The organism is Aestuariivirga sp. (assembly GCF_046093005.1).
Classification (GTDB): domain Bacteria; phylum Pseudomonadota; class Alphaproteobacteria; order Rhizobiales; family Aestuariivirgaceae; genus Aestuariivirga.
Window position 1 is genome coordinate 1 of the sequence record NZ_JBJTER010000042.1, and the last position, 11,246, is coordinate 11,246.

Annotated in this window: 13 protein-coding genes and 1 tRNA gene; 5 read left to right on the forward strand and 9 right to left on the reverse strand. The window is 59.0% G+C overall.

Features of this window, described 5'->3' with window-relative positions; translation table 11 throughout:
* Nucleotides 1-129: 129 nt before the first annotated feature.
* The 5 genes from ACKOED_RS03250 to ACKOED_RS03270 form a co-directional block, all read right to left on the reverse strand.
* Nucleotides 130-1,086: a CobW family GTP-binding protein gene (locus tag ACKOED_RS03250; protein ID WP_408915139.1), complete on the reverse strand. Its 957-nt coding sequence runs from the start codon at nt 1,084-1,086 to the stop codon at nt 130-132.
* Nucleotides 1,087-1,094: 8 nt separating this feature from the next.
* Nucleotides 1,095-2,117 (reverse strand): metal ABC transporter substrate-binding protein, encoded by a 1,023-nt coding sequence (locus ACKOED_RS03255; protein ID WP_408915140.1) that lies wholly within the window; start codon nt 2,115-2,117, stop codon nt 1,095-1,097.
* Nucleotides 2,114-2,986: a zinc ABC transporter permease AztB gene (gene aztB, locus ACKOED_RS03260; RefSeq protein ID WP_408915141.1), complete on the reverse strand. Its 873-nt coding sequence runs from the start codon at nt 2,984-2,986 to the stop codon at nt 2,114-2,116. Before aztB ends, ACKOED_RS03255 begins: the two co-directional genes overlap by 4 nt.
* Nucleotides 2,983-3,732, reverse strand: a complete 750-nt coding sequence (locus tag ACKOED_RS03265; RefSeq protein WP_408915142.1) for a metal ABC transporter ATP-binding protein — start codon at nt 3,730-3,732, stop codon at nt 2,983-2,985. Before ACKOED_RS03265 ends, aztB begins: the two co-directional genes overlap by 4 nt.
* A gap of 100 nt (nt 3,733-3,832) precedes the next feature.
* Entirely contained in the window at nt 3,833-4,252 is a 420-nt protein-coding gene (locus ACKOED_RS03270; protein ID WP_408915143.1) for a Fur family transcriptional regulator, read from the reverse strand.
* 49 nt (nt 4,253-4,301) lie between these two features.
* Here ACKOED_RS03270 and folE point away from each other — a divergent pair, with 49 nt between their 5' ends.
* From folE to ACKOED_RS03295, 5 genes are all read left to right on the forward strand, one after another.
* On the forward strand, nt 4,302-4,898 hold the full coding sequence (folE, locus tag ACKOED_RS03275) for a GTP cyclohydrolase I FolE (RefSeq protein WP_408915178.1): 597 nt from the start codon (nt 4,302-4,304) through the stop codon (nt 4,896-4,898).
* A gap of 93 nt (nt 4,899-4,991) precedes the next feature.
* Complete coding sequence (locus ACKOED_RS03280) at nt 4,992-6,212, forward strand: GTP-binding protein (protein ID WP_408915144.1); 1,221 nt, start codon at nt 4,992-4,994, stop codon at nt 6,210-6,212.
* Nucleotides 6,212-6,811 carry a DUF1826 domain-containing protein gene (locus ACKOED_RS03285; RefSeq protein WP_408915145.1) on the forward strand — a complete coding sequence of 200 codons (600 nt, stop codon included), beginning with the start codon at nt 6,212-6,214 and terminating at the stop codon, nt 6,809-6,811. Before ACKOED_RS03280 ends, ACKOED_RS03285 begins: the two co-directional genes overlap by 1 nt.
* A gap of 22 nt (nt 6,812-6,833) precedes the next feature.
* Nucleotides 6,834-7,061, forward strand: coding sequence for a hypothetical protein (locus tag ACKOED_RS03290; protein WP_408915146.1), 228 nt, complete (start codon nt 6,834-6,836; stop codon nt 7,059-7,061).
* An 83-nt stretch (nt 7,062-7,144) separates the two neighbouring features.
* Nucleotides 7,145-7,899, forward strand: a protein-coding gene (locus ACKOED_RS03295) for an IS5 family transposase (protein ID WP_408915147.1) whose coding sequence is annotated in 2 segments (ribosomal slippage) — nt 7,145-7,475 and nt 7,475-7,899 — 756 coding nt in all. Because the reading frame shifts where the segments join, the coding sequence is not laid out codon by codon here.
* A 35-nt stretch (nt 7,900-7,934) separates the two neighbouring features.
* On the opposite strand, the gene ACKOED_RS03300 is transcribed toward ACKOED_RS03295, so the two are convergent.
* The 4 genes from ACKOED_RS03300 to ACKOED_RS03315 all read right to left on the reverse strand — a co-directional run bounded on the left by ACKOED_RS03300 (nt 7,935) and on the right by ACKOED_RS03315 (nt 11,239).
* Nucleotides 7,935-8,369 carry a hypothetical protein gene (locus ACKOED_RS03300; protein ID WP_408915148.1) on the reverse strand — a complete coding sequence of 145 codons (435 nt, stop codon included), beginning with the start codon at nt 8,367-8,369 and terminating at the stop codon, nt 7,935-7,937.
* Complete coding sequence (locus tag ACKOED_RS03305; protein ID WP_408915149.1) at nt 8,362-9,501, reverse strand: hypothetical protein; 1,140 nt, start codon at nt 9,499-9,501, stop codon at nt 8,362-8,364. Before ACKOED_RS03305 ends, ACKOED_RS03300 begins: the two co-directional genes overlap by 8 nt.
* A gap of 452 nt (nt 9,502-9,953) precedes the next feature.
* Nucleotides 9,954-10,043: transfer RNA gene (locus ACKOED_RS03310), tRNA-Ser, on the reverse strand.
* Nucleotides 10,044-10,129: 86 nt separating this feature from the next.
* A complete protein-coding gene (locus ACKOED_RS03315) occupies nt 10,130-11,239 on the reverse strand; it encodes a mandelate racemase/muconate lactonizing enzyme family protein (protein WP_408915150.1) in 1,110 nt (369 codons plus the stop codon).
* Nucleotides 11,240-11,246: the final 7 nt, after the last annotated feature.

Consider the following 11,246-nt stretch of genomic DNA (forward strand, 5'->3'; position numbering starts at 1 on the left):
CATCGCCGCACAGGAAGGCCAACATACCATCGAGCACCGCCACGTGATTGACAGGTGCGTCAAGGTTTGCCGACCACACTGGCTTCATGGACTGCCTCTGCCGGGCTTCAGACTCTACCAGGCCTTCCATCACGCAATACAGCGCTCGAAACCTGCTTGCAGTTCCTCCCGGTTGAGGTTCCGGCCAATGAAAACTAACCGGCTCTCACGCGGCTCATCTGCCCGCCAAGGAAGCTGAAGATCGCCATCGAGCAGCATGTGCACGCCCTGAAACACGAAGCGCCGTGGCTCATCACTGAAGGCGAGTATCCCCTTGGAGCGGAGAATGTCGGGCCCCTTCACCGCGACAAGGTCCCCCATCCACTTCTGGAATCTCTCATGACTGAGCGGTTTCATGGTCTTGAAGGAGTAGCTCTGGACGTCATCGTCATGGTGGTGATGATCCTCACCGAGGAACTCCGGCTCCAGTTCCAGAATACGGTCTAGATCAAATGCGCCACGCCCCAGCACCTTGTCGACCTCGATCCTGCACTTCTGGGTATAGTGGAGCTTGGCATAGGCATTGATCGACCGGATGCGCTTCTCCACGGCCGCCAACTCGTCGGGCGAGACAAGATCGGTCTTGTTCAGAAGAATGATGTCGGCAAAGGCAATCTGCTCTTCTGCTTCATGGGAGTCCTCGAGCCGCTGAAGCAGGTGTTTCGCGTCAACAACGGTGACGATCGCGTCGAGCTTCGCGCGCTGTCGAACCTCGTCATCGACGAAGAAGGTCTGGGCCACGGGCGCGGGATCTGCGAGGCCCGTGGTTTCGATCAGAATGGCGTCAAACTTGTCCTTCCGCTTCATCAGTCCGCCGAGGATTCGGATGAGATCGCCCCTGACGGTGCAGCAGATACAGCCATTGTTCATTTCGAAGACTTCTTCGTCGGCGCCGACCACCAGATCGTTGTCGATTCCAATTTCTCCGAACTCGTTGACGATCACCGCGTATTTCTTGCCATGCTTCTCCGTCAGGATGCGGTTGAGAAGGGTGGTCTTCCCGGCTCCGAGATAGCCAGTCAGAACGGTAACGGGAATGAGCTGCATGATTGGCCTCACGATCCGGTCATGGCTTCCGTTAGAAGCCTGGTGTTGTACTGCATCATCTCAATGTAGCTCGGCGCCGGGCCGTCCTTCGCCGACAGGGCGTCGGAGTAGAGAGCGCCACCGATCTTGAGGCCCGTCTCGCGCGAAATCTGCTCAATCAACCGTGGGTCGGAGATATTCTCGACGAAGAGGGCCACAGCCTTGTCCTCGCGGATCTGCTCGATCAGCCGCGCCACATCCTTTGCCGACGCCTCGCTTTCCGTGCTGACGCCTTCCGGGGAGAGGAACCTAACCCCATAGGCATGAGAGAAGTAGCCGAAGGCGTCATGCGACATGATGACTGTCCGGCGGTCTTCCGGGAGAGCATCAATCGCCTTCTTGATCGAGCCATGCAGCGTGGCGAGTTCCTTGGTGTATCCTTCGGCATTTGCCTTGAACTCGAAGCATTTCGACTTTTCGATGCTGCAAAGGGCGTCAGCGATGTTCTTGACATAGACCTGAGCATTTGCGGCGCTCTGCCAGGCGTGGGGATCAAACTCGCCATGATCATGCCCGTGATCGTGCTCAGCCTTCTTCTCGCCTTCAGCATGATCGTGGCCATGATCATGCGTGTCTTTCTTTGCTCCATCGGCATGGGCATCGCCGTGCCCCTCATCCATCTTCTGTGGTTCTATCCCATCACTGGCCTTCACGAGCGGACCCTCGTAGCCGCTGCTGTCCACAAGACGGTCCAGCCAGCCCTCGAATCCAAGACCATTCACGACGACGAGTTGTGCGGCGGCCATTGCCTTGGCATCATCGGGCTTGGGCTCATAGACATGGGCATCACCGTCCACGCCAACGATAGTGACGAGATCGACATGATCTCCGCCGACCCGCTGGACGAAGTCAGAGAGGATCGAGAAGCTGGAGACGACCTTGATCTTGTCGTGAGCGGAAGCGATACCAGACGATGCGGCGAGACTTGAGCTTGCAAGCAACGCTCCCATGACCGCGGACTTCAGTGTGATTCTCAAGATCTTCTCCTTCATGCAATGCGATGTCGTGTTGGGGTGAACCGTGACCGGATGACGCCTTGCGGTGCGGCAACAATGGAAACGGCATAGATGGCGCCGGCCGTCAGAATGATGGCAGGCCCAGATGCGACGCTTGCGTGGTAGGAAACCAGCAGCCCCACATAGCCGGAGAGAAATCCGATACCGGCTGCGAGGAGGCACATGGCTTCCAGCCTGCGGCACCAAAGCCGGGCCGAGAGCGCAGGCAGCATCATCAGGCCCACCGCAAGCAATGTGCCGAGCGCCTGGAAGCCGCCGACGAGATTGAGTACGACAAGTGCCAGGAACAGGAAATGCACCGTCGGGCCGATCCGGCTCACGGAACCAAGAAAGACCGGATCCAGGCACTCGGCAACGAGAGGACGCCAGATCAGGGCGAGCGTGAGGAGCGTGATGGTGGAGACCCAAGCGATCAGTTTAAGCGCGCCGTCATTCAGCGCCAGTACGGTACCGAAGAGAATGTGCATGAGATCAATGTTCGATCCCTTGAGGCTGATGAGCAGAACGCCAAGGGCGAGGGAGACGAGGTAGAATCCCGCAAGACTCGCATCCTCCCGCTGGATCGTGAGGCGCGACACGGCGCCGGAGAGGAGCGCGACGCACAGCCCTGCCATGATGCCGCCCAGCGTCATGGGCAGCAAGGCAAGACCCGATATCAGGAACCCGATGGCAGCACCCGGCAAAATGGCGTGGGCCATTGCGTCACCCGTCAGGCTCATGCGGCGCAGCATGAGAAACACCCCGATTGGGCAAGCCGAAAGGGACAGCGCGGTCGCACCCGCAAGTGCGCGCCGCATGAAGGCGAAATCCGCGAATGGAGAAATCAGAAGATCATACAGCGTCATGCCGCGTTCTCCTCGCACCATGGCGCATTCTCGTCCCATGCCTGGTTCATGCGGCGCGCCTTGAGCAGGTTCGCCGGCATCAGGGCATCTTCCGAAATCCCCCAGGCAACCGGCTCCCGGGCGAGAACTAGGGAGTCGGGAAAGTGAGCGCGGATGAGGTCGGCATCATGCAGCACCGCAATGATGGTGCGCCGTTCGGCATGCCAGCGATGGATGAGCGACAGGAGATCGCTGACAGTCCTGGCGTCGATGGCCGAAAACGGCTCGTCGAGAAGAATGACCTTCGCGTCCTGCAACAACACGCGCGCAAACAGCGACCTCTGCAACTGCCCGCCCGAGAGCGATCCGATTGGGCGCCCCTGGAAGCCGCCAAGCCCCACGGCTGCAAGCGCCGTGGCGATCTCCTCGCGCTGTCCCTTACCGACGGCAGAGAAGAAGCCTGTCCGTCTTATCAGCCCCAGGGAGACGAGATCATGAACCGAGGCCGGAAAGCTGCGGTCAATCTCCTGAGCCTGGGGAAGATAGGCGATATCCCTCACATCGAGATCGAGACGCTCGATGGAGCCGCTAAGCGGTTTCAGCGTCCCCATAAGGCCCTTCAGGAGTGTCGACTTGCCAGACCCGTTGGGGCCGAAGACGGCGGTCATGGAGCCCGCTTCGAAGACTCCATCGAGGTGATGAACAGCCGGGTGCCCTTCATATCCCAGCGTTACGTCGGTGAGGCGGAAATGGGGAGCGTGGGTCATTGCATGACCGCAAGAATTGCAATCCAGATCGCAGCAGTCAGGGTGGCGGCCACCAGCAAGCGTGTCCTGACACCGGCATCGAGAAAGGGAGAGTGGCTTCTCACGGCGACCTTGCCCTCGTCGAAGCGCAGCGCGTGCACAGGCCCCTCAGCTCAATGCTCGCCTGCTGAACCTCAAACCCACGGTCTGTGGGATGGAGCGCGCCGAGGACGGGTCCGGGATCGAATTCGCAGGTGGAGCCACAGGCATCGCAGATATAGAAGCCCGCGGGTGTGCTGTGGGCCTCGCAACGGCAGACCACGAAGGCATTGAGGCTCTCGATGCGATGTACGCGGTTCTTGGCGATCAACCGCTCGAGCGCGCGATAAACCTGAACAGCCGCCTTGATGTTGGTGTCCCGGAGCGCCCCGAGGATCTCATAGGCGGACATCGAGCGGGTCGAGTTGCGCAAGGCAACGTAGACCTGCTCTTCATTGCTGGAACGGCTGCCGGGCGTGTCTGGAGTTTCGATGGACAACATGATGAACAAAAGTTATGTTATAACATTGCATATGTCAATCGAGCCTGTCATGTCCCTGAATCTTCTCAGTCAACAGCCGGAAGCCCCCGTCAGCCGCGGCGAGGCGATGACGGCCGTGCGCACCCTCATCCGCTGGGCCGGCGACGACCCCGACCGCGAGGGATTGAAAGACACGCCAGCGCGGGTGGCCGCTGCCTATGAGGAATTCTTTTCAGGATATCGCGAGTCTCCCGAAGCGGTCCTGACGACCAGTTTCGAGGCCGCTGCGGGCTATCGCGGAATGGTGCTAATCAAGTCAATCCGCCTGCAATCACACTGCGAGCACCACATCGTGCCGATACTCGGCATTGCCCATGTCGCCTATCTGCCCAGCGACAGGGTTGTCGGCATCTCGAAGATCGCCCGCCTCGTGGACATCCTCAGCCGCCGGCTCCAGACGCAGGAAACACTCACCGCCCAGATCGCGGCCACGCTGACATCGGCATTGAAGCCACGCGGGACCGCCGTCTGGATCGAGGCTAGCCATCAGTGCATGACGACGCGCGGGATCCGCATGCCAGGAGTTGCCACAGTCACCTCTCAGTTCACCGGGGCGTTCGAGACGGACGCTTCAGTCAAGACCGAGTTTCTGGCGGCCATCAGATGACGGGAAAGGCCCCCACGGCAGAACAAGTGCGGCGTCGCCTTCACGAGCCCGACTCCAGATCATGAATGCCAACTTGACCGGGACTGACTTATCATGCCTCGACATTCTTCCAAGGATCGCCTTCCCGTCACCGTATTGTCCGGATTTCTCGGTGCTGGAAAGACCACACTTCTCAACCACGTTCTGAACAACCGTGAAGGCCTCAAGGTCGCCGTCATCGTGAACGACATGAGCGAGGTCAACATCGATTCGAGCCTCGTGCGGGACGGCGGATCAAACCTCTCCCGCACCGACGAGCAGTTGGTCGAGATGTCCAACGGCTGTATCTGCTGCACGCTGCGAGACGATCTCCTGCGGGAAGTGGCGCGGCTTGCTGATGAGGGACGGTTCGACTGCCTTCTGATCGAAAGCACAGGCATCTCGGAACCGCTTCCGGTCGCCGCCACCTTCGAGTTTCGCGGCGAGGATGGCCGCAGCCTGTCGGACGTGGCGCGTCTCGACAGCATGGTGACCGTGGTCGATGCCGTCAATCTGCTCAAGGATTATGGATCGGCAGACTTTCTCGCCACAAGAGGCCTTGCACTGGGCGAGACGGATGAGCGTACCCTGGTCAACCTGCTGGTCGATCAGATCGAGTTCGCCGATACGATCATCATCAACAAGGTAACATCAGCGAGCGATTCCGAGCGCAAGGCTGCCCGCAGCATTGTGAAGGCGCTCAATCCGGACGCGAGGCTGATCGAAACGGATTTTTCGCGCGTCCCATTGCCGGAGATCCTCGGCACCAATCGCTTCGACTTAGAGAAGGCACATCAGAATCCGATATGGTTCAAGGAACTCAATGGCTTTCAGGACCATGTTCCGGAGACCCTCGAATATGGCATCAAGAGCTTCGTCTACCGTGACAATCGGCCCTTTGAGCCGACGGCATTCAAGGAGTTTCTTGACATGCCATGGCCCGGTGTCATTCGCGCCAAGGGGTTTTTCTGGCTCGCGACACGCCCCCAATGGGTCGGAGAAATCAGCCAGGCTGGCGCCCTTGTGAGGACGGAGGCGGCCGGGTTCTGGTGGGCCGCGATCAAGAAGGAGTCCTGGCCCCACGAGCCCGACTGGGAGACGTGGATTGCAAGACGCTGGGACCCGGTCTGGGGTGACAGGCGCCAGGAGGTCGTGTTCATCGGCACCGGCATGGACGAATCCGCCATCCGGGCTGCGCTCGATACCTGCCTGATACCGGCCTCCAAACCGGATTTCGCTGCATGGTCGCAACTGCCGGACCCGTTTCCGGTGTGGCGGAAGAAGGAGGCCGCCTGATGGTTTCTAAGTTCGAACTCAAATCCGTTCCACTCGGACTTGTGCCGTTTCTCCTGAAAAGGCGCGCGTTTCCCGCACTCATCCGCTACCTGTTGCGCGAGAGCCTTCCCCTTCTGCCGGAGCAAGTCAGGATTGAAGCGCCCGTTGACAGTCTCGCCGGCCACCTCGAGGATGCGCTGCCGAAATCCCTGGATCCTGCCCTGCTGGACTGGCTGATCGCCGACATCACGCGTTGCGCAAGCCGGCTCGGCGACATGGCGGGAACCAGAGACCTGTCGGTTCGATTGGAAAAGACCGTCGATCAGACCTGCCCCAGGTTCCACGTTGACTCGGTCGCCATGCGGTTGCTCTGCACCTATTGCGGGCCGGGAACCGAGTGGACTGACCCCAACACCGCCTACTCCGTCAACTTCGGTGACGTTTTCGACGAGATGCTGATCCATCAGGTGCCGCCTGAAGCCATCGTGATCTATGGCGGTGCGAATGCCTCCGCGGGACTTTGCCCGTTATGGCATCGGTCGCCCGCGGTCGCGGGCGGCGAGACGCGGCTGCTGCTCTGCATTGATCCTATCTATAGATCGGCACAAACTCCTACCTGACGGTTGATCAGTACTCACCGAGTTGTCCGTGTTGAATGCTGGTGCACGGGCGGTCTCGCCGCCAGTGCTGGCGGCCTTTGATTCACTCTGGGAAGAGCTCTTTCCCACTGAGCAGGCGCGCCTCATCCAGCTTCTGATGGAGCATGTGGACATCGGCACAGATGTTCTGAAGTTGCGTTTCAAGGACAAGCGGCTGGCGCAGATGGTGACGGAGGTCGGCACGACTGTAGGTATACTCGCGAAAACCTGATCATGTTCTAGGGTCAGGACCCATTAATTCAGTTGCGGATCAGCCTGCTGGTTGATTCACTGCCTCCAAAATAGGAGGCGCCCATGAGCGAACTGTTCTTGCTGAGCAAAGCCCAGATGGCTCGCATTTCGCCGTGTTTTCCGCTTTCTCACGGTGTGCCTCGTGTTGATGACAGGCGGGTAGTGAGCGGCATCATCTACGTGATCAGGAACGGACTCCAGTGGAAGGATGCCCCCAAGGCTTACGGGCCGCACAAGACCCTCTACAACCGCTTCGTCCGCTGGTCCGCCCTGGGCGTGTTCGACCGGATCTTTCAGAACCTCGCCTCACAAGGTCCAAAGCCGGACAGGATCATGATCGATAGCACCCATCTCAAGGCTCACCGGACAGCCGCAAGCCTGCTCAAAAAGGGGGCTCTCCGCGCCGCATCGGGCGGACCAAAGGCGGGCTGAACTCCAAGCTCCACGCCGTCACCGATCAAGATGGCAGGCCCGTCGCCCTGCTTCTCACCGAAGGCCAGATGAGCGACCATACGGGAGCCAAAATCCTTTATCCGACGCTGCCAGACGCCGAGGCGCTGATCGCCGACAAAGGCTACGACAGCGACGAGTTCCGCGATGCTCTCCACGCGAAGGGCATCGAACCCTGCATCCCGTCGAAGTCAAATCGAACAGTCTCAATTCCCTATGACGTCAGCCTATACAGGCAGCGATCCAAGATCGAGATCATGTTCGGCCGACTCAAGGACTGGCGGCGTATCGCAATGCGCTATGACCGATGCGCTCACACATTCTTCTCGGCCATCTGTCTCGCAGCAACCGTCATCTTCTGGCTCTGATCAATGAGTCCTGGCCCTAGAAAGGTAGTCGTTTTCTAGCTCTGAGGCTCAAATATTTTTTCCGCTTTTCCTTTAATCACCTTAGCCAATCTTGCAGCTTGGGAACGCTTTTCGGGATAGCGGACAAGCGCATGCTCGGGGTTCTTTTCTTCCTTATGGTCTATCGGTACGTGAAAGCTTGGAGCCCCATGCTCACTATACGAACCAACAATAACTCCGAACACTGCAACGGAGTCGCGTCCCCAGCCAATCCATCTTCTGTGCGCAGCTTCTGCCCCAATCATTGATCCACGCTCGACTGACAAGTGCGATCTGTCTTTAGGCATTGGCTCGAAGTTCTGACTTGAAGCCACACCATTGTCGTACCACGCGCGACGAATATGTCGGAGTAACCTCTCGCGTGGATCGCTGAGCTGCTCCGAACCTGAAGGCACAGGGCTGTCACCTTCTTGTGTGGTGTAGCTAGCCAATGGACTTTCCATCTTCAACCGATCCCCCCAACAATCCAATCGTTCGGATAACAGCGCCGCGATCCAATAACTCTTCCACACTGCCGTCACTATCCATAAGGTCACCGGTCAGTTGGCCAACTGCATCGATATTGATCGATAAATCTTTTCCTTCTCGATTAAGCTCAATCTGAATGCCCCCTTCCGGAGTTGGAAAGATCCCCGCAGGTGCGAACCATACTGGGTCCACACGAATGAGGTTCTCCGCGATATCAATGATGGATTGCTGTACTCGAGAGCCTCCCCCATCCAACCAACCATCAGCAAGCAAGGCAATCTCTCTCAGTCGACCAACTGCACGTTCAAGTGAAGAATTATAGGTTTCATTCGGAGCATCGTGTAGATCGACTGCATAAATCTCCTTGACTCGCCGCACTTTATCTTCGGCATCGAGTTCAAGCAGGATGTCGAAGCTAACTTCATTCATCAAGGAGCCATCGAATTCCGCCGTCGCCCTCTCTCCGACTTCAAACTTCACAACTCCGTAGATCTCCGTTTCAACCTCAATCCAACCCTCGGCGGAGACCACCTGCAAACGGCCAATGCCTTCGTAGCGCTTCTCATAGGTGTCCCTGATACGTGTGATGAGATTTTTGCGTGACTCCGCATCTATCGAAACAACAGCCCCGCCTGCTCCCTTTGAGCCAACAAAATCGATTTTTTCGTCCGACCGTAGCCCTGCGCCAAACCTATTAAGTGCGCTGATCTGATCACGCTTTAGTACTGGTTTGTAGCGGGGTTCATTCGCCGCCTTGTCAATGAGCTCGCAGATTCGATCAAAGGAGAGCCTGAACAGATCAAGAGCACCAGTTGCCATGCCAGGCAAAAAGCCCTGAGCTTCGGCCGGCGAGGGTGCCAAGACCGGCACGGAGCTCCCATCCTCGATCGCTATCAAATCCAGATTGAGTTGCCCGTCGAAACCGCGCGGTACCCGCCGCCTGCCTTCATGAGAGGACAGCCACTCAGCTTTTGCAAATGCGACAATCAGGTCGCGGAATGCTTCGATGTCAGGCAAAACGCCTACCGGTAGTCGCTTCCCCTGGAACCGTCGTCCGGAGAAGCGCAACCTAAGACCTTGTAGCTGTTCATCCATTCCCGCTCCTCTCGCGCGAACGCGCTTATAGCATAGGCATTGAGACAGCAATTGGTCCACGTGTAAATTGCCTTGCTGACGCGGGGATTCACCGTCCCAGCGTTGCTAGTGGACTGTGGGCCGAGAGCAGGTGGTCAACGCATAAGGGTTAATTCGGCGCCATTACCGACCGAGTATCACTATCCGTACAGCAGGTTTTAGCAATACCGAGGGCGAGAGAATCATTTCCAAAAGCACGGTTACGAAGGAGTTTTAAATCATTGATAGTACGCGATATTTTCCGACCGTACTGATTTCGGTGAAGTCCGGTCGGACTGAGACGGAAGGGCCTCTGAGACCGATTTTCGGCCGAGGCGCAGTCTCAGAGGTACGGTCGCCTCTACCAAACCCTTTTGAAACCAAAAGGAATTTCGACGCTCATCGGGGCTGTGTGGGAGTTTGCACTGGTAAAGTGGCGGAGAGGGAGGGATTCGAACCCCCGGTACGGTCACCCGTACTCCGCATTTCGAGTGCGGCGCGATCGACCACTCTGCCACCTCTCCGCATTGAAGGCCGGCCGTCCCGTGGACTGCGGCGGTTAGATAGCTGATGGCGGGGTGGCTGCCAACCCCCATTTCAGGCCCCTTGTTCAGGACAGGCTGAAGGATGACCCCGGTTCCGCCGACCGGGCAACGGCGTCGAAATCCCAGGCGATGCCGAGGCCGGGCTCGGAAGAGGGGATGGCATGGCCGGCCTCGATCCGCATTGGCTCCGTGGTCAGGCTGTCCAGCTGCGGGATGTATTCCACCCAGCGCGCATTGGGTACGGCGGCGCACAGCGACACATGCAGCTCCATCAGGAAATGTGGACAGACGGGCACGTTGAAGCACTCGGCGAGATGCGCCACCTTGAGCCATGGCGTGATGCCGCCCACCCGCGCCACATCCACCTGCACGATCGAGCAGGCGCCGCGCTCCAGATATTCGCGGAAATGCAGGTGGCTGTAGAGGCTTTCGCCCACCGCCACGGGGAGCGTGGTGCTCTGCGACAGCCGCACATGGCCGCTGATGTCATCCGCCGTCAACGGCTCCTCAAGCCAGGCGATGTCGACCGGGGTGAGGCAGCGGGCGCGGCGGATCGCCTCGTCCACCGTGAAGCGCTGGTTGGCGTCGGTCATGATCTCGAAGCCGGGCCCTACCGCCGCGCGCACCGCCTCCAGCCGCTTCACGTCCTCCGAGACATGCGGCCGGCCGATCTTGATCTTGGAGCCGCCGAAGCCCTTTTCCCTGGCCTGCAATGCGTCCTCGACAAGGGCAGATGTGTCGATGTGCAGCCAGCCGCCCTCGGTGGTGTAGAGCGGGATGCGCGATTGCGCGCCACCGGCCATGCGGTGCAAGGGCTCGCCGTGGCGGCGGCATTTCAGATCCCACAGCGCGGTATCGATGGCCGCGAGCGCCAGCGAAGTGATGGCCCCTACGGTGGTGGCATGGGTGAGGAAATAGAGATCCCGCCAGATGCGCTCAATCTCCAGCGCCTCGCGCCCGATCAGCGCTGGCCCGAGGGTGCAGCGGATCAGTTCCATGATGGAAGGGCCGCCGGTGCCGATCGTGTAGCTGTAGCCGGTGCCCACCGCGCCATCCGCGTCATAAATCCGGAGGATCGGGGTTTCCTGGCTGACGAAAGACTGAATGGCGTCGGTGCGCTTCACCTTGGGCTTGAGGTCCACCATCATGGCTTCGACACGGACAATCCTGGCCATGGCTTCC